Genomic DNA, 23,614 nt, shown 5'->3' with positions numbered 1-23,614 from the left:
CCGTCAGACTTTGAAGCGCGAGACACCGCCACGCAGCCCGGCAGCCACCTGGCTCAGTTCGTCGATGGCGAAACTGGCCTGGCGCAACGACTCGACCGTCTGCGTGCTGGCATCACTGAGCTGGGCCAGCGCCTGGTTGATCTGCTCGGCGCCGGTGGCCTGGGCCTGCATGCCCTCGTTGACCATCAGGACCCGTGGCGCCAGCGCCTGCACCTGATGAATGATCTGACTGAGCTGCTCGCCTACCTGCTGCACCTCGAACATGCCGCGGCGCACTTCCTCGGAGAACTTGTCCATGCCCATGACCCCAGCCGACACCGCGGACTGGATCTCGCGCACCATCTGCTCGATGTCGTAGGTGGCCACTGCGGTCTGGTCGGCCAGGCGGCGCACTTCGGTGGCCACCACGGCAAAACCGCGGCCGTACTCACCGGCTTTTTCCGCCTCGATGGCCGCGTTGAGCGACAGCAGGTTGGTCTGGTCGGCGACCTTGACGATGGTCACCACCACCTGGTTGATGTTGCTGGCCTTCTCGTTGAGGATGCCCAGCTTGGCGTTGACCAGGTCGGCGGCGCCCATCACCTGATGCATGGTTTCCTCCATGCGCGCCAGGCCTTGCTGGCCGGACCCGGCAAGGCTCGAAGCCTGGTCGGCGGCACTGGTCACCTCGGTCATGGTACGCACCAGGTCACGCGAGGTCGCGGCGATCTCGCGCGAGGTGGCGCCAATTTCCGTGGTGGTTGCAGCGGTTTCGGTGGCCGTGGCCTGCTGCTGCTTGGAGGTGGCGGCGATCTCGGTGACGGAGGTGGTCACCTGCACCGATGAACGCTGGGCCTGGGCCACCAGGTTGGCAAGCGCCTCGCCCATTTCATTGAAACCATTCTCGATGGCGCCGAACTCATCCTTGCGGTCCAGGTTCAGGCGCGCGCTGAGGTCACCCGAGCGCAGCTTGTCGAGGGCATGCACGATGCGCTGCATGGGAGCACTGATGGCGCGCATCAGCAGCAGGCCGCAGATACCAGCAGCGACAATCGCCAGGATCAGCGAAACGATCATGCTGCCCTTGGCGGTGGCCACGGCGCTGACGATCTCGCGGGTGGCGGCATTGGCGGATTCGGTATTGCGGTCGATCACCGAGTTCAGGTGCTTGCGCCCGTCGGTCCAGGCCGGTGTCAGTACTTCGGCGATCAGGCGCTCGGCTTCGGGGTAGTTCTTCTCGCGGTAGGCTGCCAGGACCTGGTCGACCACCTTGACGTAGGCCTCCTCGAGACGCACGAAGGTGTCGAAGGATGCCTGGTCCTCCGCATCCTGGATCGTGCCCTGGTAGTTGGCCATCTGCGCCCTGAGGCGGTCGTGGAACCCCTTGAACAGCTCGAGGTCGGCCGAGGTCAGCTCGCGATGGTTGGACAAGCCGACCAACTGCTGGCTGGCGACGTAACTGTCGACCCAGGCGCTGCGGATCATCGAGCTGTAGTAGATCCCCGGAATGCTGTCCGTGCCCACTGCCTGCTCGCTGGCTTCGATGGTCACCAGGCGTGAATACGCCGCTACGATCATCAACAGCATGATGGCGATGATCACGGCGAAACTTGCCAGGATCCGTTGGCGCAAGGTCCAGTTCTTCACAATCAGCCCTCAGGAATTCTTCACGAGCGGGAAAATCGTCGAAGTATAGCCTAGGCGCCAGGCGCGTTATCGGTTGAATTGCGGAGTATTCCGGCATCCCTGCCGATTAAATAGCCAATCGCCACATCACTGCGCTGCAGCGTCCCGTACCTGGCGTTCCAGTTCCTCACGCAAGTTCGGGTCCAGGCGCAATTGGCGGGCCAGTTCGTCAAGGTAGGCGCGCTCCATGAAGTGTTCCTGATCGACCATCATCACACTGGCCAGGTACATCTCTGCGGCCATTTCAGGGGTCTGTGCGGCACGGGCCACTTCGGCAGGATCGAGCGGCTTGTTCAGCTCGGCATGCAGCCAGGCCTGCAGCTCGCGATCGCTGTCCAGGCGCACGAACTCGCCCTCGATCAGTTCACGCTCGCGCTCATCGATATGACCGTCGGACTTGGCCGCCGCCACCAGCGCCTTGAGCACCGCCTGGCTGTGTTGCTCGGCTTGGGCCGGCGGCAGGCGATCGAGGGTCTGTGGCTCCTGCGCAGGGGCCTGGCCCTGGCGCGCCTGCCAGTTGCCATAGGCTTTGTAGGCCAGCACGCCAAGGGCGGCGAGGCCACCGTAGGTGAGTGCCTTGCCACCGTACTTGCGCGCCTTCTTGCTGCCCAGCAGCAGGCCCATGGCCCCGGCCGCCAGCGCCCCGCCTCCGGCACCGGAAAGCAGGCCGCCAAGGCCAGAGCCCTTGCCTTGGCCACCCCCGAGCAGATCACCAAGACCGGGCACCTTGCCCGCCCCGCCCTTGCCCTGCTGGTTCTGCAGCAGTGACTGGCCGGACTTGAGCAGTTGATCGAGCAGACCACGGGTGTTCATCTGGATGACTCCTGGACGGATAGGAAAGCTCCAGAGTAGGCCCGCAGCCTGAATTCTCCCTTAACGCATTTGCTTCGGGATGTTGCATCCGGCCAGTCGAACGGGACGCGGATCCATCACTCCCGCAGATCCGACTCATGAATCGGATTGGCCCGGCTGGTCGCACGTTGGTACTGCGCAGGCCAGGTTGCCTTGTTGCCACCCAGGTCATCGTCGGCATGCAGCGGCCAGTAAGGATCGCGCAGCAGTTCGCGGGCGAGGAAGATCAGGTCGGCCTGACCGGTACGCAGGATGTGTTCGGCCTGGGCGGGTTCGGTGATCATGCCCACGGTGCCGGTGGCGACTTCCGACTCCTTGCGCACCCGCTCGGCGAAGCGGGTCTGGTAACCCGGGCCGGTGGGGATCTCGGCATTGACCGAGGTGCCGCCCGAGGACACGTCGATCAGGTCGACCCCCAGCGCCCTCAGACGACGCGCCAGCTCGACCGTCTCGTCTGGGTTCCAGCCATCCTCGACCCAATCGGTGGCCGATACCCGCACGAACAGCGGCAGCTCCTGCGGCCATACCTCACGCACGGCCTCGGTCACCTGAAGCGTCAGACGAATACGGTTCTCGAAGCAGCTGCCGTACTCGTCACGCCGCTGGTTGCTCAGGGGCGAAAGAAACTGATGCAGCAGGTAGCCGTGCGCCGCATGGATTTCGACGACCTTGAACCCGGCTGCCTTGGCACGCTCGGCGGCCTGGACGAAGGCCTGGACAACACCCTGGATCTCATCGTGGCTCAGCTCGCGCGGCGGCGTATGCTCCGGATCGAAGGCGATCTTCGAAGGCCCGACCGGCTGCCAGCCGCCGTCCTCGACCTTGACGCTGCCGTGCTTGCCGAGCCAGGGACGATGGGTGCTCGCCTTGCGCCCGGCATGCGCCAGCTGAATGCCCGGAATGGCGCCCTGGGAAGTGATGAAGCGGGTGATACGTTGCAGTGGGACGATCTGGTCGTCGTTCCACAACCCGAGGTCTTCGGCGGTGATTCTTCCGTCGGCAGTGACAGCCACCGCCTCGGTGATCACCAGCCCGGCGCCACCGACGGCGCGACTGCCCAGGTGGACAAGGTGCCAGTCGTTGGCCAGGCCATCGACGCTCGAGTACTGGCACATTGGCGAAACCGCAATGCGATTGGGCAGGGTCAGCTGACGCAGGGTATACGGCTCAAGCAGCAGGCTCATGAGGGGACCTCCCAAGGACTCCAATGGTGATCCGGCCCGGACACTCGTGTGCGGCCGTGGCCCGGTACCGGTCTTCTCTGAGACTAGACCAGATTACCCTGGGGGGAGGTTCCGCCGGATGGACGCCCCGCGCTGAGGGCTGCCCTCTGTCAGCGCGGCTCCATGTGCGCAATCATCAGTTGCACGCTTTCATTGCCGCGAAACTCGTTCACATCGAGCTTGTAGGCCACCTCCACCCAACGCACCGTCGGGTTGGGCCACACGTCGCGGTCGATACCGAAGGCGATCCCATCGAGTTTCACCGAGCCGCACTCGCTCTTGAGCACCACTTTCAGATGCCGCTCCCCCACCACGCGCTGTTCGACCATCTGGAACACGCCATGGAACAGCGGCTCGGGAAAATGCTGCCCCCAAGGGCCAGCATTGCGCAGGGCGCGGGCCAGGTCCAGATGAAACTCCTCGACCGCCAGGGTGCCGTCGGACAGCAGGCGCCCGGTCAGGTCGTCCTCGCACAACTGGCGCCGCACCTCTTCGTCGAACGCATCGGCAAAGGCCTGGAAATTGGCCTCAGGCAGCGACAAGCCTGCGGCCATGGCGTGGCCGCCGAACTTGCTGATCAGGTGCGGCTGGCGTGCGGCCACGGCATCCAGCGCATCGCGGATATGGAAGCCCGGCACCGAACGGGCAGAGCCCTTGAGCATGCCCTCGCCCGCATCGGCAAAGGCGATGGTCGGTCGGTGGTAGCGCTCCTTCAGGCGCGAGGCGAGGATGCCGATCACACCTTGGTGCCAGTCGGGGTCGAACAGGCACAGGCCATAGGGCATGGACTCGATCGGCAGGTCCTTGAGCTGGGCCAGGGCTTCGCGCTGCATGCCCTGCTCGATGGACTTGCGATCCTGGTTGAGCCCGTCCAGTTGCCCGGCCATGTCCAGCGCAACGGCGGCGTCTTCGCACAGCAGGCATTCGATGCCCAGGCTCATGTCGTCCAGCCGACCGGCGGCGTTGAGCCGTGGCCCGAGGATGAAACCCAGGTCGGTCGAGGTGATGCGCCGATGATCGCGCCGCGCCACTTCGAGAATTGCCTTCAACCCAGGACGAGCACGCCCGGCACGGATGCGCTCGAGCCCCTGGTGCACGAGGATACGGTTGTTGGCGTCCAGCGGCACCACGTCGGCGACACTGCCCAACGCCACCAGGTCGAGCAGTTCGCCAATGTTCGGTTGGGCCTGCGTCTCATAGCGTCCAAGGCTGCGCAGACGGGCACGCAGGGCCATCAGCACGTAGAAGATCACCCCCACCCCGGCCAGCGACTTGCTGGGGAAGGTGCAGCCTGGCTGGTTCGGGTTGACGATCGCATCGGCGTCGGGCAACTGCTCGCCAGGCAGGTGGTGGTCGGTGACCAGGACCTTGAGCCCGGCAGCCTTGGCCGCCGCCACGCCATCGACACTGGAGATACCGTTATCGACAGTGATCAGCAGTTGCGGCTGACGCTGCAACGCCACCTGCACGATCTCCGGGGTCAGGCCATAGCCGTACTCGAAGCGATTGGGCACCAGGTAATCCACATGGGCCGCACCCAGCAGTCGCAGCCCCAGCACACCTACGGTGCTGGCGGTGGCGCCATCGGCGTCGAAGTCGCCAACGATCAGGATGCGCTGACGCAGGTCCAGGGCCTCGACCAACAGGTCGACGGCCGCCTCGATTCCTTTAAGTTGCTGGTACGGCAACAGGCGCGCCAGGCTCTTGTCCAGTTCGGACTCGCTCTGCACGCCGCGGGCGGCATACAGCCGGGTCAACAGGGGCGGCAGGTTGCCAAGGAAGGGCAGTGCCGATGGCAGGGGGCGGGGTTCGATACGCATGGGGTCTTCGGCTGTCAGATCGGATCAGGTCAGCCGCGCTCACCGAGCAGCCACTGCAATTGGACTTCGTGCTGGCCACGGTCGTCGGTGACGAATACCGTGCCTTCACTGATCATCACATCCCATTTGATGGTACGCGGCATGTCGGTGGCCAGAACCTCCAGGACTTCCTGCGGGACAGCAGCGATGCTCAGGTTTTTCAGGCCCTTGACCGCGCCGACCACCTTGTTCTCCCACACCCGCAAGCTGCCATAGGCCAGCAGGCTGGTGCGCTCGGTACGGCGCGAGCACCAGGTGAGACGATCGGCGTCGGGCTGGCCGACTTCGATCCAGTGCAGGATGCGATCATCCAGGCTTTTTTCCCACAGGGCGGCCTCATCGACATCCGACAGACCGCGGCCGAACGACAGGTTCTCGTTGTACCAAAGGGCGTAGGCCAGCAGACGGACGGCCATGCGTTCCTCGGTCTCCGACGGGTGACGAGCGATCGTCTGACGCACGTTTTCGTACACGCCGCGGTCGAGGTCGGTCAGATTCAGTTCGAACTTGTAGGTGGTGGAAGGCTGGGCCATGGGAAAGGGGCTTCTTTGGAGAAAGTCGCAGAGTTTAACCGATCCGAGTTTGTTGGGGTGGGTGGTCGCGCATCTGCGTGCACTGGACTCTGCCTTGCAACAGTATCTGCCATTGACCAGCTGTGATAAAACCAAGCCTCTTTTCTGTCGCCACGGACGCACCATGCCCACCCCCGCCAAACCCCTCGCCGGTCTGAAGGTCATCGAGCTCGGCACCTTGATCGCCGGCCCCTTCGCTTCGCGTATCTGCGCCGAATTCGGCGCCGAGGTGATCAAGGTCGAATCACCTGATGGCGGCGATCCGCTGCGCAAGTGGCGCAAACTGTATGAAGGGACTTCGCTGTGGTGGTTCGTCCAGGCACGCAACAAGCAATCGCTCACGCTCAACCTCAAGCACCCCGAAGGACGCGAGATCCTCAAGCAATTGCTGGCCGATGCTGACATCCTGATCGAGAACTTCCGCCCTGGCGTGCTGGAGAAACTCGGCCTTGGCTGGGAGGTACTGCATGCCCTCAACCCACGCCTGGTAATGGTACGCCTGTCAGGCTTCGGCCAGACCGGGCCGATGAAGGACCAGCCAGGCTTCGGTGCCGTCGGCGAGTCCATGGGGGGCCTGCGTTACATCACCGGTTTCGAGGATCGTCCGCCCGTGCGCACGGGCATTTCCATCGGCGACTCGATCGCCGCCCTCTGGGGCGTGATTGGTGCGCTGATGGCCCTGCGCCACCGCGAAGTCAATGGCGGTGAAGGACAGGTGGTGGATGTGGCGCTGTACGAGGCAATCTTCGCGATGATGGAAAGCATGGTGCCGGAGTTCGATGTGTTCGGTTTCATTCGCGAGCGCACCGGCAACATCATGCCGGGCATCACCCCCTCCTCCATCCACACCAGCGCCGACGGCCGGCACGTGCAGATCGGCGCCAACGGCGATGCGATCTTCAAACGCTTCATGCAGGCCATCGGCCGCGACGACCTCGCCGAGGATGCAACCCTGGCCAGCAACGATGGCCGTGACCTGCGTCGCGACGAGCTGTACGGGGTGATCGACCGCTGGGTCAACAGCCTGCCGCTGGAACAGGTGATGCAGGCGCTGAACGACGCAGGCGTGCCTGCCAGCCGCATCTATTCGGCCGAGGACATGTTCAGCGACCCGCAATTCCTCGCCCGGGAAATGTTCCTTCAGGCGAAGCTCCCAGACGGCAAGCCCTTCAAGATGCCGGGTATCGTGCCCAAGCTGTCGCAGACACCCGGCTCCACGGAGTGGGTCGGGCCTGCGCTGGGAGAGCACACGGCGACACTGCTCGCCGGGCTGGGCTATAGCACTGCCGAGGTGGCACGCCTGCGCGAGCAGGGGGCGGTCTGATCGGGCGTCGAGCAAGCATGATGCGCATGTTTGTGCTGCTCTGCGTCCTGCTGCTGCCCTGGCAGCAGGGCCAGGCCCGCGAGCGCCTGACCTGGCTGGTACGCGACCTGCCACCGTTCACCATTTTCGAAGGCCAGGAAAAGGGCCAGGGCGTGGTCGATCGCATGCTGCCTCTGCTCATCGAGCAGATGCCCGAGTACGATCACACAATCCTTCGGGTAAATCGCGCGCGCGGCATCCAGATGCTCCAGGAACGCAACTTCACCTGCGACCCGACCCTGCTATGGACACCGGAACGCGCCCATTTCGTGCATTTCTCCCAACCCTCCCTGCCCATCCTCAGTGGCGGGCTGATCATCCGCAAGGCAGACCTGGGACTACTGGAAGAGTCCGAGGAAGGCACGCCTGTGGACCTGAAGCAGATGCTGGTACGACCAGGCCTGAAGCTGGGAATAGTGGCCCAGCGCAGCTACGGGGTCGTGGTCGACGAGATCCTGAGCCAGTTGCCAGAAACCACCCTGAGCCGCCACTACGGCAACGATGCCACCGCCAACCTCCTGCAGATGCAGCAACTGGGGCGCCTGCAACTGGTCCTGGGCTACTGGCCGGAGGTGCGCTACCTGATCCAGCAGCAGGGCGGCTCGCTGGACAGCTACCAGTTCCACCCGATCAAGGGGGCGAATCGCTACCAGTTTCTGCATGTGGGCTGCTCCGACACGCCACTGGGACGCGAAGCCATCGCCCATATCGACAAGCTGTTGCCGCACCTGCGCCAGGAAGTACTCCCCGAGTTCTACGCCAGCTGGCTCGACCCCGAACTGCGCACAGAGTACCTGGAGCAGACACGGCACCTGGTCGAGGAGCTTCCCTCTGCAGCCAACGTCCAGCCATGACGCAGACAAAAGAAACCCCGGATGCTGGGGAAGACATCCGGGGTCAACTCAAAGCCCTTTAGCGGACTCTGTACGGCGATCCAACGCTACCGGAGCAAAGCAGCGTTCGAACACCCTATAAAGTCTGACGAGACACTCAGGCAAAGGTTCCCTGAGGTTGATGTCGGTGTTGCAAGGCCGCGATCACACAAGGCTGCAGACGCCCCTCGACGATCTGCAGGTCGCGGTGCAGACCGTCGACCAGATCGACCAGCAAGCGTTGCTCCTGTAGCTGGCGCACACTCACGGCGCGGCGCAACACCTCGTTGCCCTGCGCATCGAGCAAGGTGAGTTGGCGATTGCCGCGCGCATCTACTTCGTCGAGGCGGGTGTGATAAGGGGACAGGGCATCGTTGAGCAGGGAGCAGATTCTTTCCATCCGGCGTACTCGCTTTGTCGGGGACCTATCGGAACTGACCGCCAGGCACTTCGGAAAGTTCGCCCGCACGCGCCTGTATCAGCGAGCATGCGTGGGCAACATGACCGTTTCGATATCCCGCCCGGAGTTCCTGCGCGGCGGCCGACGCAGCCGCTGCAATGCCGCCTGCAACCCCCTCACCGACAACGGCCAGGGCAATTGGGCAACCACCCACTGCCCCTGACGCTGGGCCTCGACAGCGAGATCAGGGCCGCGCACAGGGGGATGTCCGACGAACAGCAGCGCACGCGCATGGCCTTGCCGGGTCACGTGCTTCAACAGTGCCTGGGCGCTCAGCGCCGGCATGCCATGGTCGATGATGAGCATGTCCAAGGCTTGCATCTGCGCCATGCTTGCCTTGGCGCTGGCCAGATCGCAGGCAATGCGCACGTTGAAAACCCCCAGGGCATTGCAGGCCTGGTGCAAAGCGATCTGCTGGGCGGGATGAGACTGGACGATAAGAATGTTGAGCCGGTGCATGAGCCGCTCCTGAGGGCTGCGAGCCCTGATGGACAGGGCGCCCACTCTAGAAAAGCAGCATAGGGACTCAAATAGGAAAAACCTGAAAATAAGAAGGATGATTCTGTAATTAATAGAACCGCTCAAACGCAAACGGGGCAAGCCGATGTTCCGACTTGCCCCGCCCAATGCTCTCGAGTGCCGCGTATTACAGCGGCTTGCCGCGGTTGCCGTGCTGGCTGACGAAGGCCTGGACCACCTTCAGGTCATTGGCCAGGACCGTGCAACGCTCCTCGCGGCTGAACAGGTCGCTCAAGTGCGCCGGCAACTCGAGGGCCTTGCCGACACCGGCCTTCTCCACCGCTTCGGGGAATTTGACCGGATGCGCGGTGCCCAGCACCACCATCGGCGTGTCCAGGCTGCGACGGCACTCGCGAGCGGCCTTGACGCCGATTGCGGTGTGCGGATCAAGCACTTCGCCGGTGGCCTTGAACACCTCGGCGATGGTCTCGCAGGTCTGCTCGTCGCTCACCGCGAGGGAGTCGAACAGCTTGCGCGCCTCGGTCCAGCGATCCTGCTCCACGCTGAAACCGCCACCTTGCTTGAAGTTGGCCATCAACTCGGCGATCGCTGCGCCGTTGCGACCGTGCAGGTCGAACAGCAGGCGCTCGAAGTTGGACGAGACCATGATGTCCATCGACGGCGACAGCGTTGGGTGCAGGGCACCCTTGACGTACTGGTTGCCGCTCATGAAGCGGTGCAGGATATCGTTGCGGTTGGTGGCCACCACCAGTTGGCTGATCGGCAGGCCCATGTTGCGTGCCAGGTAACCGGCAAAGATGTCGCCAAAGTTGCCGGTCGGGACCGAGAACGCGATCGAGCGCGCCGGGCCGCCCAACTGCAGTGCTGCATGGAAGTAGTAGACGATCTGGGCCATGATCCGCGCCCAGTTGATCGAGTTGACCGCCACCAGGCGAGTGCCCTTGAGGAAGGACTGATCGGCGAAGCTGGCCTTGACCATTTCCTGGCAGTCGTCGAAGTTGCCTTCGATGGCGATGTTGTGGATGTTGTCACCGAGGATGGTGGTCATCTGCCGGCGCTGAACTTCCGACACACGCTGGTGCGGGTGCAGGATGAAGATGTCGACGTTGTCGCAACGGCGGCAGCCTTCGATGGCGGCAGAACCGGTATCACCGCTGGTAGCGCCGACAATCACCACGCGCTCGCCACGCTTGACCAGCACGTGGTCGAGCAGACGGCCGAGCAGTTGCAGGGCGAAGTCCTTGAACGCCAGCGTTGGGCCGTGGAACAGTTCCATCACCCACTCGTTGCCATTCAACTGGCGCAGCGGCGCCACCGCGGCATGGGCGAAGGCACCGTAGGTTTCCTCCAGGATCTTCTTGAAGTCGGCGTCGGCGATGCTGCCGGTGACGAACGGGCGCATCACCCGGAAGGCCAGTTCGTGGTACGGCAGGCCGGCCCAGGACGCGATCTCTTCCTGGGTGAAGCGTGGCAGGTTCTCCGGCACGTACAGGCCGCCATCACTGGCAAGGCCAGCCAGCAGGACGTCTTCGAAATTCAGGGCCGGCGCCTGGCCGCGAGTACTGATATAGCGCATTGTGCAAACCTTCGGTTCTGGGCGCGGGCCGCCGTCGCGGCCCGCCGCTGAATTAATTGAGCTGTTCGACGCGGATGCGCACGACGTTGCCGACCACATCCTGCAGGGCTTCAAGGGCGACGATAGCATCGTTGATACGCTGCTCGACCACGCCGTGCGTCAGCAGGATCATCGGCACCAGGCCGTCCTGCTCCTCGGCTTCCTTCTGCATGATCGACTCTATGTTGATGCCACGCTCGGACAGGATGCTGGCGACCTGGGCCAGCACGCCTGGGTGATCCTTGGCCTGGATACGCAGGTAGTAGGCACTTTCGCAAGCCTCGATCGGCAGGATCGGGTGCGCCGACAGCGAATCCGGCTGGAAGGCCAGGTGCGGAACGCGGTTTTCCGGGTCGGAGGTCATGGCACGCACCACGTCGACCAGGTCGGCGACCACCGACGAAGCGGTCGGCTCCATGCCGGCACCGGCACCGTAATAAAGCGTAGACCCTGCAGCATCACCGTTGACCATCACCGCGTTCATCACGCCGTTGACGTTGGCGATCAGGCGGTCGCTCGGGATCAGCGTCGGGTGCACGCGCAGCTCGATGCCGTCGGCGGTACGGCGGGCCACGCCCAGGTGCTTGATGCGATAGCCCAGGGCTTCGGCGTAGTTGACATCGGCAGTGGTCAGGCGGGTGATGCCCTCGGTGTAGGCCTTGTCGAACTGCAGCGGAATACCAAAGGCGATGGAGGCCAGGATGGTCAGCTTGTGCGCAGCATCGATGCCCTCGACGTCGAAGGTCGGATCGGCTTCGGCGTAACCCAGCGCCTGGGCTTCGGCCAGCACGTCAGGGAAGGCACGGCCCTTTTCACGCATTTCGGTGAGGATGAAGTTGCCGGTGCCGTTGATGATCCCGGCCAACCAGTTGATGCGGTTGGCCGAGAGGCCTTCGCGGATCGCCTTGATCACCGGGATACCGCCGGCAACTGCCGCCTCGAAGGCCACGATCACGCCCTTTTCACGGGCCTTGGCAAAAATTTCGTTGCCGTGCACGGCAATCAGCGCCTTGTTGGCGGTGACCACGTGCTTGCCGTTCTCGATGGCCTTGAGCACCAGATCGCGGGCAATGGTGTAGCCACCGATCAGCTCGATGACGATGTCGATTTCGGGGTTGGTCGCGACTTCGAACACATCAGCGGTAATGGGGGTACCGGTAATCTGGCAGTTCGGGTTCTGCGAGCGCATGGCAATCTGAGCCACTTCAATACCGCGCCCGGCACGGCGGGCAATCTCCTCGGCGTTGCGCTGAAGTACATTGAAGGTACCGCCACCGACGGTCCCCAACCCACAGATGCCTACTTTGACCGGTTTCACTGTGAACTCCCCATTGAACGGCCGGCACCTGCGCCGACCGTGAAACATGCCGTCACCCCATGACGACGGCGTATTGAATGAATTACTTGGCGGCTTGCGCCTGGCCGGCCAGGGCCAGCTTGGCCACCTGCGGTGCCGGCTGGTAGCCCGGGATCACCTGGCCGCTTTCGAGCACGATCGCTGGCGTGCCGTTGACACCGATCGACTGGCCGAGCTGGAACTGCTTGCTGACCGGGTTGGCGCACTTGGCCGCCTTGATTTCCTTGCCGTCGACCATCTTGTCCATCGCCGCACGGCGATCGCTGGAGCACCAGACGGCCTGCAGTTGCTCGTCACCCGGCGAGCCCAGGCCCTGGCGCGGGAAGGCGACATAGCGCACTTCGATACCGCGCTTGTTCAGCTCTGGCACTTCAGCGTGCAGCTTGTGGCAGTACGGGCAGGTCGTGTCGGTGAACACGGTGATGTGCGATTTGGTTTCGCCCTTGGCCGGGTAAACCACCATCTCAGCCGCAGGAATGCCGTTGATCAGCTTGGCGATACCCTGGCGTTCGGTTTTCTCGGTCAGGTTGACCGGCTTGCCATCCTGGATCTGGTACAGGTAGCCCTGCATGACGAACTGGCCGTCTGCGCTGGCATAGAGCACGCGACCGCCCTGCAGCTTGACTTCGTACAAGCCGCCGACCGGGCTGCTGGCGACGCTTTCGATCGGTACTTCCAATTCCAGGGTCTTGAGTGTGTTGCGAATGGCCTGCTCGGCACCGGCAGTGACGTCGGTGGCCGCAGCAACGGCAAAGGTACTGGCCAGCGCCAGGGCGGCGGCGGCAAAAATCTGGGTCACGCGCATGGGGTACTCCTGAAGGCGGACGGGGACCGGAGGACGTCGCCTGCGGAAAAATCGCGGCGACCGGGCGGTCCCTGGTGCAAACCGCTCAAGCCTACCACATCAGGCCGCAGCGAAATCACTGTCTGATGGCCGCCGGGCGGAACATGAAAATCATTCATCCACGCGGATGGTGCTGGGCGTGCAACTGCTGCAAACGTGCCTTGGCGACGTGGGTGTAGATCTGCGTGGTGGAAAGGTCGCTGTGCCCCAACAGCATCTGCACCACCCTCAGGTCGGCCCCGTGATTGAGCAGATGCGTAGCGAAAGCATGGCGCAGGGTGTGCGGTGACAGCGGCTTGTCGATCCCGGCCACGCGGGCGTGATGCTTGATGCGGTGCCAGAAGGTCTGGCGGGTCATTTCCTCGCCCCGCAGGCTGGGGAACAGCACATCGCTGGGGCGCCCGTTGAGCAGCTCGGCCCGGCCGTCACGCAGGTAGCGCTCGATCCACAGCACCGCCTCCTCGCCCATCGGCACCAGGCGCTCCTTGCTGCCTTTGCCCATCACCCGCAGCACGCCCTGGCGCAGGTTGACCTGATCGAGGGTCAGGCTCACCAGCTCGGTGACCCGCAGGCCGCAGGCGTAGAGCACCTCGAGCATGGCGCGGTCGCGCTGGCCGATGGCTTCGGCCAGGTCCGGCGCCTTGAGCAACGCTTCGACATCCGCTTCAGACAGGGACTTGGGCAAAGGCCTACCCAGTTGCGGCATATCGACCTGCAAGGTCGGGTCGACACCTATGAGCTTTTCCCGCAGCAGATAACGATAAAAACCACGCACTCCAGAGAGAAAACGTGCAGTGGAACGCGGCTTGTAACCCTGATCGAAGCGCCAGGCAAGGTGGTCGAGGATCGAATCGCGACCTGCATCGGGCAACGTCACGCCACGCTCCTGCAACCAGCCATTGAACAGGGCCAGGTCGCTGCGGTAGGAAACGCGGGTGTTGTCGGACAGGCCTTTTTCCAGCCAGAGGGCATCGAGAAACTGATCGATCAGGGGGTGGTCCAGGGCGGGCATTCGGAGGGCTGCTGGGTGTTGAAAGTGGGCTAGTGTTTCACAGACGCATAATTGTTGTCTGTATCGGCCTCTTCGCGGGTAAACCCGCTCCTACAGGGATCGCGTAGCACCTGTGGGTTTCCCCGCGAAAGGGCCCGCACTGGAGAACTCAGGCCTGGGCCAGTACTGGCACCGGCCGCTTGTCCTCGTCGATGGCGACGAAGCTGAAAACCCCATGAATCGCACGCTCGCGGCCGTCGAGGTACATGTTCTCGACGAACACATCGACCTGTACCTGCAAGCTGGTATTGCCCACCTTGATCACGCTGCCAACCAGCTCGACGATCGAGCCCGCCGGGATCGGGTGCTTGAAGTCGATGCGGTCAGTGGACACGGTCACCAGCGGCAGGCGGCAGAAACGCGTAGCGGCGATGAACGACACCTCGTCCATCCAGGCCAGCGCGGTGCCGCCGAACAAGGTGTTGTGGTGGTTGGTGGTGTTGGGGAAAACGGCCTTGGTCACGCGAGTGATCGACAGCTCGGTACGCCGCTGGATTTCCTGATCTCTTGGGGTGGTGGTCATGGGGTACTCACATTGCAAGGGAATGGCAGCGGAGCGACCCGCGAAGCAGGCAACACCAATACCACAGAATGCAAAAAAGCAGCCCGAAGGCTGCTTTTTCTCTCGCAAGGTGGCCGAAGCCACCGGTCAAACTGCACTCAGGACAGTTTTTCCTTGATGCGAGCGGCTTTGCCGGACAGGTCGCGCAGGTAGTACAGCTTGGCTTTACGCACGTCACCACGACGTTTCACGGCCAGGCTGTCGATCTGTGGGCTGTAGGTCTGGAAGGTACGCTCTACGCCAACGCCGCTGGAGATCTTGCGCACGGTGAAAGCGCTGTTCAGACCGCGGTTACGCTTGGCGATAACAACGCCTTCGAACGCCTGCAGACGCGAGCGATCGCCTTCCTTCACTTTAACCTGAACGACAATGGTGTCGCCTGGTGCGAAGGTCGGGATTTCCTTGCTCATCTGCTCGGCTTCGAGCTGCTGGATGATCTTGTTGGTCATGCTGTGCTCCTAAGATGGATAACTCGATCCACCATCGATACGTTAACTATCGTCCCGCTCGCGGAGGTATTCCTCGAGCAGCTTCTTCTCTTCTCCAGAAAGCGAGCGACTTTCCAGAAGATCGGCGCGTCGTTCGAAGGTCCTACCAAGGGACTGCTTCATTCTCCAACGCCGGATGTGTGCATGGTTGCCACTTAGCAACACGTCGGGTACACGCTGATCCGCATACACCTCAGGTCGGGTGTAGTGCGGGCAATCCAGCAGACCATCGGTGAAGGAGTCTTCCTCCGCCGAGTCCACATGCCCTAAAGCTCCGGGCAGCAGCCGCGTAACCGCATCGATCAGTACCATGGCCGGCAGCTCGCCACCGGAAAGTACATAGTCACCAATCGACCACTCCTCATCGACATGAGCTTCGATAAAACGCTCGTCGATGCCTTCATAACGACCGGCGATCAGGATCAACGATTCCTGTTCGGCCAGGCCTTTGACCGCCTGCTGAGTCAGCTTGCAGCCTTGTGGCGAGAGGTAGATCACCTTCGCCGATGCTCCGGTTGCCTGCCTGGCACTGGCCAGGGCGTCTTCCAGAGGCTTGATCTTCATCACCATGCCCGGACCACCGCCAAACGGCCGATCATCCACCGTGTGGTGGCGATCAGTGGTGTAGTCCCGTGGGTTCCAGCAGGTCACTTGCAGCAACCCCTGTTTCACCGCACGACTGGTAATGCCGTACTCCGTGATGGCCGAGAACATCTCGGGGAACAACGTGACGACTTCTACTCGAAGGTTACCCATCGTCTAGAAATCCGCGTCCCATTCGACTCGCATCACACCTGCTTCCAGGTCGATTGCCAGCACACATTGCTCCGTATAGGGCAACAGACGCTCGCGATCATCCAGGCTGCCTGCGCAAGGCTTGACCACCATTACATCGTTCGCACCGGTCTCCAACAGGTGATCGACCTTGCCGAACAGTTGTTCGTCCTGGTTGATGACCTTCAGGCCCTGCAACTGGTACCAGTAGTACTCGTCGGCGGCCAGGTTGGGCAAAAGGCTCCGCGCAATGCAGATTTCGTAACCGCTCAGAAGACGGGCTTCATCGCGATCGTCGAGGCCTTTCAGTTTCACGACCAGGCCCTTCTGGGAGCCACGACCGCTGACCAGCTCGACCTGCTTTACCTTGCCTTCGTGCCGAAGCGTCCAGCGCGGATAATCCAACAGGTTTTCAATCGGATCGGTAAAGGAATACACCTTCACCTCGCCGCGAACGCCGTGAACCGAAAAAATCTTGCCAACGACGATGAGGTCGTCAGCCTTTTCTGGCGTCGCGTTCATACTGCTCAGGCAGCAGCCTTGGCAGCGTCCTTCAGCAGCTGAGCAACACGCTCAGACGGCTGCGCGCCCTGGCTCAGCCAGTAGGTGACGCGTTCCTGGTTGACCGACAGCTTGACTTCGGCGCCCGAGGCGATCGGGTTGAAGAAGCCAACGCGCTCAACGAAACGGCCGTCACGGGCGTTACGCGAGTTGGTCACGGTCAGGTGGTAGAAAGGGCGCTTTTTCGAGCCGCCACGGGCCAGACGAATGGTTACCATGTGAACATCGTTCCTATAGTCGGTACTGCAGTCAGTGCTGCAAATCTGAATGCCAAATAGGCACACGGGTGCCCAAAAGGCCGCATATTCTCAGGGAATACACGGACATTTGCAAATGGCTTTTTCGCAAGAGCCATGCAAAGCAATCCAGACCTGCCGCTTAAGCCGCTGTTTTGCGGCGCTTTCCCGCCAAGGCGGGGTCTGCCTGGCCGCCTATCAAGGCGACCAAGCGGATTCGGTTACAGCTTCGGCATGCCGCCGCCCGGCAGCATCCCGCCCAGGCCACGCATCATCTTGGCCATGCCGCCCTTGGCGGAGAATTTCTTCATCATCTTCTGCATCTGCTTGTGCTGCTTGATCAGCCGGCCGATATCCTGCACCTGCGTGCCGGAACCCAGGGCGATACGGCGCTTGCGCGAACCGCTGATCAGGTCGGGGTCACGGCGCTCGGCAGGGGTCATGGAGTTGATGATCGCTTCCATCTGCTTGAATTGCTTCTCGGCCGCACCCTGCGCGTTGCCCATCTGCGACAGGTTGACGCCACCGATGCTGGGCAGCTTGTCCATCAGGCCACCCAGGCCGCCCATGTTCTTCATCTGCTGCAGTTGGTCGCGGAAGTCTTCGAGGTCGAAGCCCTTGCCCTTCTTCAGCTTCTTGGCCAGCTTGTCGGCCTTGGCCTTGTCGATGTTCTGCTCGGCCTGCTCGATCAGGCTGAGCACGTCGCCCATGCCGAGGATGCGCGAGGCGATGCGGTCGGGGTGGAAAGGCTCGAGGGCTTCGGTCTTCTCGCCCATACCGATGAACTTGATCGGCTTGCCGGTAATGGCGCGCACCGACAGCGCGGCACCGCCACGGGCATCACCATCGACCTTGGTCAGCACCACGCCGGTCAGCGGCAGCGCCTCACCGAAGGCCTTGGCGGTGTTGGCGGCGTCCTGGCCGGTCATGGCATCGACCACGAACAGCGTCTCGACCGGCTTGACCGCTGCGTGCAGGGCCTTGATCTCGTCCATCATGTCGGCGTCGATGTGCAGACGGCCGGCGGTATCGAGGATGACCACGTCGATGAACTTGATCTTGGCTTCGCGAATCGCCGCCTCGGCGATATCGACCGGCTTCTGGCTGATGTCGGACGGGAAGAAGGTCACGCCGATGTCGTTGGCCAGGGTTTCGAGCTGCTTGATCGCCGCCGGGCGGTAGACGTCGGCGGACACCACCATGACGGTCTTTTTCTTGCGGTCTTTCAGGAAGCGCGCCAGCTTGCCGGCAGTGGTGGTCTTGCCCGCGCCCTGCAGGCCTGCCATCAGTACCACGGCTGGCGGAGCGGCATTGAGTGCGAGGTCTTCGTTGGCCGCGCCCATCAGGCTTTCCAGCTCGGCCTGGACGATCTTCACGAACGCCTGGCCCGGCGTCAGGCTGCGCGACACCTCGGTGCCGACCGCACGCTCCTTGATGCTGTTGACGAAGTCCTTGACCACCGGCAGGGCGACGTCGGCCTCGAGCAGGGCCATGCGCACTTCACGCAACGTGTCCTTGATGTTCTCTTCGGTCAGCTTGGCCTTGCCGGTGACATGGCGCAGCGTCTGTGACAGGCGGTCGGTCAGGTTTTCGAACATGGTGATCCTTTCAGGCCCAATAAAGCCGAGGTTGTTCAGGTGCCCTGGCGGATATCCACACGCGAAGGGCACAGCAAGCCGCGCATTATAACGGAGAGCGGCGGTGGCGCACACCTTGGTGCCGAGCGGTGATCGGGGGGCCGTTCGCGGGCAGCCCGCGCCCAAGAAACTCAGGGGCTGCAGGAGCAGGCTTGGCCGCGAAAAGGCCGAGGCGGTCTGCAGTCTTCCTAGGCAACCGCGTTCTATGCCAAACTCCCCTCCTTTAAGGGCTCGCCTACCAGGACCTATGCTCTCCTCACCCAGCCTCATCCCCAACCTGATCGCAGCCATCCTTTATATTGCCGCGACGGCCTATCAAGGTTTGCGCCTGGCACAGGGTGCCAAAGTCGACAAACGCCTGCTCGGCCTGCTGGGCGTGATTGCCGTTGTCGCACAGACCTGCGCCCTGTTCTTCCAGTTGCTCACCCCGCTGGGCCTGAGCCTCGACTTCTTCAGCGCCGCCAGCCTGATCGCCACCGCAGTGATCGCCCTGACGTTGCTCGCCTGCCTGAGCATTCCGGTGGAGAACCTGCTGGTGCTGCTGTTCCCGCTGGGTGCAGTGACGGCGCTGCTGGCACAGTTCGCACCGGCGGGCACCGTGCCGCTGGTCAATGAAGAACCCGGCATCCTGGCGCACATCCTGCTGTCGATCCTCGCCTATGGCCTGTTCACCATCGCCGTGGTCCAGGCGTTGCTCCTGTTGCTCCAGGACCACCAGCTCAAGCACAAGCACCCCTCGGGGCTGATCCGCAACTTCCCTCCACTGCAAACAATGGAAAGCCTGCTGTTCGGCTTTCTCTGGGCGGGCTGGATCTTCCTGTCGCTTTCGCTGATCTCCGGCTGGCTGTTCTTCGAGAACCTGTTCGCCCAGCACCTGGTACACAAGACCTCGCTGTCGTGCCTGGCCTGGATCGTGTTCAGCGTCCTGCTGTGGGGGCGCAATCGCCTGGGATGGCGCGGGCACAAGGCGATCCGCTGGACCCTGGCGGGCTTCTGCCTGCTGATGCTGGCCTATTTTGGCAGCAAGCTGGTTCGCGAATTCATCCTGCACATCTGACGGGCAATCATGGACACTTTGCCGTACGCCCCGCTGCTCGGCACCCTGATACTGGCGCTGCTGTGGTCGGCGCTGTTCAGCGCGGTCGAGGCCGCCCGCCAGCAGCTCAACGGCCACGCCCGCGCCGGTGAAGCCGAACAGCACACCCTGCCCGCCCAGGCCTTGGTGCTCTGTGCCAGCCTGGGCAGATTGCTGGTGCTGGGCCTGGCCTGCCTGATCGGCCAGCGCTACAGCGGCGAGCACGGTTTCTGGCTGGCCGGGCTGTGCGCCACGCTGGCACTGCTGGTGCTGACCGAATACCTGCCAAGGCGCCTGGCCCGGCGCAACCCACAGGCCTATGTCAGCCTTGGCGCCAGCCTGCTCAAGCTGCCACTGGCGGCGCTGCAGCCTGTGGCCTGCCTGCTCGACGGCACGGCCAAGCTGATCCTGCGCCCATTGCGCGTACAGCCCAACGCCGTCGCCCTGCACCCACAGGATGAAGACGCCCAGGATGACGACGAGCCCCACGAACCACCACGCCAGGGCCTGCTCGAGGGCCTGCAAGCGCTGGACAAGATTACCGTCAACGACATTCTGGTCCCGCGCAACGAAGTCGACGGCATCAACCTCGACGACCCGATCGAACAGGTCATCGAACAGTTGATCCTCAGCCGCCACACCCGCCTGCCCGTCTACCACAACGACATCAACCAGGTCGAAGCGATCCTCAACACCAAGCTCATCAGCCACCTGCTGCCACGCGCCGAACTGACCCTGGAGAAGCTGCAGGCCGCCTGCTACGAGCCCTACTTCGTCCCGGAAAGCACCCCGCTGCAAATGCAACTGCTGAACTTCCACAAGCAGCAGCGGCGAATGGGCGTGGTCGTGGACGAGTACGGCGAAGTGCTGGGGATCGTGACGCTCGAAGACATCCTTGAAGAGATCGTCGGCGAGTTCGAGGACGAACAGAGCCTGGACAACCCCCATATCCATCCCCAGCCCGATGGCCGCTTCATCATCGAAGGCACCGCCTCGCTGCGCGAGCTCAACCGCAGCCTGGGATGGCACCTGCCCTGCGACGGCGGCCCGAAAACCCTCAATGGCCTGGTCACCGAAGCACTGGAAAGCATCCCGGCAAGCGCGGTATGCCTGAAAGTCGGACGCTACCGCCTGGAAATCCTCGAAACCGAGGACAATTGCGCCAGTAAGGTACTGGTCTGGACCGTAACCCGATAGCTATACTCGGGCCACGCTTACCCAGCCCTGCCGTCCCGCCTGCTACCCGCACCCGGCGCCCCACGGCCAGTCCGCCTCACTGACGTGCCAGCAGCCCTGCGTCCTACCCCGAGCAGCGCCCGCTCCCTGCCACCCCTTGGGCCCTCGTCAGCCTGGCGAACCACAACAATACGCTGCGGCCCGCCTGCTCGGCCGCGCGAACGACTGTTCAGGGACCTACGCATGACAACCAGCAGCACCTACGCCGAGCCTGACTCGGCGACCCCGGTCAATTCGCCCGCCCGGGTCGCCACCGCCAGCTTCATCGGCACCGCCATCGAGTTCTACGATTTCTACGTGTACGCCACGGCCGCTGCGCTGGTGATCGGGCCGGTATTCTTCCCGTCCGGCTCAGGCACCGCGCAGATGCTGGCAGCCTTTCTCACCTTCGGTATCGCCTTCCTTGCCCGACCGCTGGGCTCGGCCTTGTTCGGCCACTTCGGTGATCGCATCGGGCGCAAGTCGACCCTGGTCGCTTCATTGCTGCTGATGGGCGTATCCACCACGCTGATCGGTGTACTGCCAGGCTATGACAGCATCGGCGTGTGGGCACCAATCATCCTTTGCGTGCTGCGCTTCGGCCAGGGGCTGGGGTTGGGCGGCGAATGGGGCGGCGCGGCCCTGCTCGCCACCGAGAACGCACCACCCGGCAAGCGCGCCTGGTTCGGCATGTTCCCGCAGTTGGGCCCATCGATTGGTTTTCTCGCCGCCAACGGTCTTTTCCTGACCCTGGCACTGGTGCTCAGCGACGAGCAGTTCCGTGAGTGGGGCTGGCGCATTCCGTTCCTGCTCAGCGCTGCCCTGGTGCTGGTGGGGCTGTACGTACGCCTGAAGCTCGAGGAAAGCCCGGTGTTCGCCAAGGCCGTAGCCCGTCAAGAGCGGGTGAAAATGCCGGTTGTCGACCTGTTCGCCAAATACTGGATGCCCACCTTGCTGGGCGCTGCGGCGATGGTGGTGTGCTACGCACTGTTCTACATCTCCACGGTATTCTCGCTGAGCTACGGCGTGTCGACGCTGGGCTACAGCCGCGAAACCTTCCTCGGCCTGCTGTGCTTCGCCGTGGTGTTCATGGCCCTGGCTACGCCGCTGTCGGCCTGGCTGAGCGACCGCTATGGGCGCAAGCCGGTGCTGATCGTCGGCGGCCTGCTGGCCATTGCCTCAGGCTTCACCATGGAACCCCTGCTGACCTCGGGCTCCACTGCCGGCGTGGCGCTGTTCCTGGCGATCGAACTGTTCCTGATGGGCGTGACCTTCGCACCGATGGGCGCGCTGCTGCCTGAGCTGTTTCCGACCCACGTGCGTTACACCGGGGCCTCGGCGGCCTACAACCTGGGCGGCATCGTCGGCGCCTCGGCGGCACCGTTCTTCGCCCAGCAACTGGTGAACATGGGCGGTTTGAGCTGGGTGGGGGGATATGTGTCGGTGGCGGCGGTGATCAGCCTGATTGCCGTGCTGTGCCTGAAGGAAACCCGCCATACCGAGCTTTGAGCAGTTGAAGCAAGCCCGCTCCTGCAGGAGTCTGCAGGAGCGGGCTTGCCCGCGAATGGGCTGCTCGGCAGCCCCGTGCGATCTCAGATCAGAACTCGACCTTGACCGCCTGCGAAGCACGGGTCGCCTTGGCCCGTGCCGCTTCGACCGACTCGTCGCGGGCCAGGCACACGCCCATGCGGCGGGTGCCATTGATTTCCGGCTTGCCGAACAGGCGAATGGCGGTGTCTGGCTCGCTCAGCGCTGCGCCCAGGTTGGCGAAACTGGTCTGCTGCGACTGACCCTCGGGCAGGATCACCGCCGAGGCCGACGGGCCGAACTGACGCACCACCGGGATCGGCAGGCCGAGAATCGCACGGGCATGCAGGGCGAACTGCGACAGGTCCTGGGAAATCAAGGTGACCAGACCAGTGTCATGTGGACGTGGCGACACTTCGCTGAACCACACCTGGTCGCCCTTGACGAACAGCTCGACGCCGAACAGGCCACGGCCGCCCAGCGCATCGGTGACGGCCTGGGCCACACGCTGCGACTCGGCCAGCGCCTTCGGACTCATCGCCTGAGGCTGCCAGGACTCCTGATAGTCGCCCTTCTCCTGGCGGTGACCGACCGGCGCGAGGAAGGTGGTGCCGCCCACGTGACGCACGGTCAGCAAGGTGATTTCGTACTCGAAATCGATGAAACCTTCGACGATCACCCGGCCCTTGCCGGCACGCCCGCCTTCCTGGGCATAGTCCCAGGCTTTCTGCAGGTCGGCATCGCTGCGCAGCAGGCTCTGACCCTTGCCCGACGAGCTCATTACCGGCTTGACCACGCACGGGTAGCCAACATCAGCCACGCCCTTGGCGAAGTCTTCATAGGTGTCGGCGAAGTGGTAGGGCGAGGTCGGCAGCTGCAGCTCTTCAGCCGCCAGGCGACGGATGCCTTCGCGGTTCATGGTCAGCTGGGTGGCGCGGGCGGTCGGCACCACGTTGAAACCTTCGTTTTCCAGCTCGACCAACGTGGCGGTGGCGATGGCCTCGATTTCCGGCACGATGTAGTGCGGTTTTTCAGCTTCGATCACCGCACGCAGGGCGACGCCGTCGAGCATGTTGATCACATGGCTGCGGTGCGCGACCTGCATGGCAGGCGCGTTGGCGTAACGGTCCACGGCGATCACCTCGACACCCAGGCGCTGCAGCTCGATCACCACTTCCTTGCCCAGTTCGCCGCAGCCACACAGCAGTACGCGGGTCGCAGTCGGCGACAATGGGGTTCCGATACGGGTCATTTCAGGTCCTCGAAGGCGTCCGGGGCGCGCCGGCTGGTGCTGCCCGCTGAAAAAGGACCGGTATTCTACATCAA

Annotated in this window: 23 protein-coding genes; 5 read left to right on the top strand and 18 right to left on the bottom strand. The window is 63.3% G+C overall.

The annotated features are described in order from the left end of the window. Positions 1 to 3 precede the first annotated feature (3 nt). From ACTYOL_RS05915 to ACTYOL_RS05895, 5 genes are all read right to left on the bottom strand, one after another. Entirely contained in the window at positions 4 to 1,626 is a 1,623-nt protein-coding gene (locus tag ACTYOL_RS05915; RefSeq protein ID WP_112897572.1) for a methyl-accepting chemotaxis protein, read from the bottom strand. A 126-nt stretch (positions 1,627 to 1,752) separates the two neighbouring features. Next, positions 1,753 to 2,478 carry a tellurite resistance TerB family protein gene (locus ACTYOL_RS05910; protein ID WP_063543314.1) on the bottom strand — a complete coding sequence of 242 codons (726 nt, stop codon included), beginning with the start codon at positions 2,476 to 2,478 and terminating at the stop codon, positions 1,753 to 1,755. A gap of 116 nt (positions 2,479 to 2,594) precedes the next feature. After that, positions 2,595 to 3,701, bottom strand: coding sequence for an NADH:flavin oxidoreductase/NADH oxidase (locus ACTYOL_RS05905; protein ID WP_054895079.1), 1,107 nt, complete (start codon positions 3,699 to 3,701; stop codon positions 2,595 to 2,597). A 149-nt stretch (positions 3,702 to 3,850) separates the two neighbouring features. Continuing rightward, positions 3,851 to 5,560, bottom strand: a complete 1,710-nt coding sequence (gene recJ, locus ACTYOL_RS05900) for a single-stranded-DNA-specific exonuclease RecJ (protein ID WP_112897571.1) — start codon at positions 5,558 to 5,560, stop codon at positions 3,851 to 3,853. 29 nt (positions 5,561 to 5,589) lie between these two features. Beyond that, positions 5,590 to 6,132, bottom strand: coding sequence for a YaeQ family protein (locus ACTYOL_RS05895; protein ID WP_054895081.1), 543 nt, complete (start codon positions 6,130 to 6,132; stop codon positions 5,590 to 5,592). A gap of 163 nt (positions 6,133 to 6,295) precedes the next feature. Between ACTYOL_RS05895 and ACTYOL_RS05890 the strand changes: the two genes are divergently transcribed. Together ACTYOL_RS05890 and ACTYOL_RS05885 are read left to right on the top strand one after the other, a co-directional pair. Further along, a complete protein-coding gene (locus tag ACTYOL_RS05890) occupies positions 6,296 to 7,495 on the top strand; it encodes a CaiB/BaiF CoA transferase family protein (protein WP_153773966.1) in 1,200 nt (399 codons plus the stop codon). Positions 7,496 to 7,515: 20 nt separating this feature from the next. After that, positions 7,516 to 8,388 carry a TIGR02285 family protein gene (locus ACTYOL_RS05885; protein WP_153774045.1) on the top strand — a complete coding sequence of 291 codons (873 nt, stop codon included), beginning with the start codon at positions 7,516 to 7,518 and terminating at the stop codon, positions 8,386 to 8,388. Between the two features lie 136 nt (positions 8,389 to 8,524). Here the strand turns inward: ACTYOL_RS05885 and ACTYOL_RS05880 are convergent, their stop codons facing one another. The 12 genes from ACTYOL_RS05880 to ffh all read right to left on the bottom strand — a co-directional run bounded on the left by ACTYOL_RS05880 (position 8,525) and on the right by ffh (position 18,432). Then, positions 8,525 to 8,806, bottom strand: a complete 282-nt coding sequence (locus ACTYOL_RS05880) for a DUF3509 domain-containing protein (protein WP_153773965.1) — start codon at positions 8,804 to 8,806, stop codon at positions 8,525 to 8,527. 78 nt (positions 8,807 to 8,884) lie between these two features. Beyond that, positions 8,885 to 9,325 carry a histidine kinase gene (locus tag ACTYOL_RS05875; protein ID WP_444757660.1) on the bottom strand — a complete coding sequence of 147 codons (441 nt, stop codon included), beginning with the start codon at positions 9,323 to 9,325 and terminating at the stop codon, positions 8,885 to 8,887. A gap of 187 nt (positions 9,326 to 9,512) precedes the next feature. Next, positions 9,513 to 10,922 (bottom strand): threonine synthase, encoded by a 1,410-nt coding sequence (gene thrC / locus ACTYOL_RS05870; protein WP_444757659.1) that lies wholly within the window; start codon positions 10,920 to 10,922, stop codon positions 9,513 to 9,515. A 52-nt stretch (positions 10,923 to 10,974) separates the two neighbouring features. After that, positions 10,975 to 12,279 (bottom strand): homoserine dehydrogenase, encoded by a 1,305-nt coding sequence (locus ACTYOL_RS05865; protein WP_054895086.1) that lies wholly within the window; start codon positions 12,277 to 12,279, stop codon positions 10,975 to 10,977. Positions 12,280 to 12,361: 82 nt separating this feature from the next. Next, positions 12,362 to 13,123, bottom strand: coding sequence for a DsbC family protein (locus ACTYOL_RS05860; RefSeq protein ID WP_054895087.1), 762 nt, complete (start codon positions 13,121 to 13,123; stop codon positions 12,362 to 12,364). Between the two features lie 154 nt (positions 13,124 to 13,277). Then, complete coding sequence (gene xerD / locus ACTYOL_RS05855) at positions 13,278 to 14,174, bottom strand: site-specific tyrosine recombinase XerD (protein ID WP_054895088.1); 897 nt, start codon at positions 14,172 to 14,174, stop codon at positions 13,278 to 13,280. A 148-nt stretch (positions 14,175 to 14,322) separates the two neighbouring features. Further along, positions 14,323 to 14,736 (bottom strand): acyl-CoA thioesterase, encoded by a 414-nt coding sequence (locus ACTYOL_RS05850; protein WP_063543306.1) that lies wholly within the window; start codon positions 14,734 to 14,736, stop codon positions 14,323 to 14,325. A 137-nt stretch (positions 14,737 to 14,873) separates the two neighbouring features. After that, positions 14,874 to 15,224, bottom strand: coding sequence for a 50S ribosomal protein L19 (gene rplS / locus ACTYOL_RS05845; RefSeq protein WP_023629812.1), 351 nt, complete (start codon positions 15,222 to 15,224; stop codon positions 14,874 to 14,876). Between the two features lie 42 nt (positions 15,225 to 15,266). After that, a complete protein-coding gene (gene trmD / locus ACTYOL_RS05840) occupies positions 15,267 to 16,019 on the bottom strand; it encodes a tRNA (guanosine(37)-N1)-methyltransferase TrmD (RefSeq protein WP_153773961.1) in 753 nt (250 codons plus the stop codon). Positions 16,020 to 16,022: 3 nt separating this feature from the next. Continuing rightward, positions 16,023 to 16,559 (bottom strand): ribosome maturation factor RimM, encoded by a 537-nt coding sequence (gene rimM, locus ACTYOL_RS05835; protein WP_054895624.1) that lies wholly within the window; start codon positions 16,557 to 16,559, stop codon positions 16,023 to 16,025. Positions 16,560 to 16,564: 5 nt separating this feature from the next. Continuing rightward, positions 16,565 to 16,816 (bottom strand): 30S ribosomal protein S16, encoded by a 252-nt coding sequence (gene rpsP, locus ACTYOL_RS05830; protein ID WP_008094480.1) that lies wholly within the window; start codon positions 16,814 to 16,816, stop codon positions 16,565 to 16,567. 239 nt (positions 16,817 to 17,055) lie between these two features. After that, positions 17,056 to 18,432: a signal recognition particle protein gene (gene ffh / locus ACTYOL_RS05825; RefSeq protein ID WP_153773960.1), complete on the bottom strand. Its 1,377-nt coding sequence runs from the start codon at positions 18,430 to 18,432 to the stop codon at positions 17,056 to 17,058. A gap of 286 nt (positions 18,433 to 18,718) precedes the next feature. Between ffh and ACTYOL_RS05820 the strand changes: the two genes are divergently transcribed. The 3 genes from ACTYOL_RS05820 to ACTYOL_RS05810 all read left to right on the top strand — a co-directional run bounded on the left by ACTYOL_RS05820 (position 18,719) and on the right by ACTYOL_RS05810 (position 22,270). Next, a complete protein-coding gene (locus ACTYOL_RS05820) occupies positions 18,719 to 19,528 on the top strand; it encodes a cytochrome C assembly family protein (RefSeq protein ID WP_197893170.1) in 810 nt (269 codons plus the stop codon). Between the two features lie 9 nt (positions 19,529 to 19,537). After that, a complete protein-coding gene (locus ACTYOL_RS05815; RefSeq protein WP_197893161.1) occupies positions 19,538 to 20,743 on the top strand; it encodes a transporter associated domain-containing protein in 1,206 nt (401 codons plus the stop codon). Positions 20,744 to 20,965: 222 nt separating this feature from the next. Next, positions 20,966 to 22,270: an MFS transporter gene (locus tag ACTYOL_RS05810; protein WP_197893150.1), complete on the top strand. Its 1,305-nt coding sequence runs from the start codon at positions 20,966 to 20,968 to the stop codon at positions 22,268 to 22,270. Between the two features lie 88 nt (positions 22,271 to 22,358). Here ACTYOL_RS05810 and purT read toward each other — a convergent pair whose 3' ends face one another. Beyond that, a complete protein-coding gene (gene purT, locus ACTYOL_RS05805) occupies positions 22,359 to 23,540 on the bottom strand; it encodes a formate-dependent phosphoribosylglycinamide formyltransferase (protein WP_054895619.1) in 1,182 nt (393 codons plus the stop codon). Positions 23,541 to 23,614: the final 74 nt, after the last annotated feature.

Source organism: Pseudomonas sp. A014 (assembly GCF_052378495.1).
GTDB classification, from domain to species: Bacteria; Pseudomonadota; Gammaproteobacteria; order Pseudomonadales; family Pseudomonadaceae; genus Aquipseudomonas; species Aquipseudomonas machongensis.
This window is presented reverse-complemented; position numbering and strand designations above follow the sequence as displayed.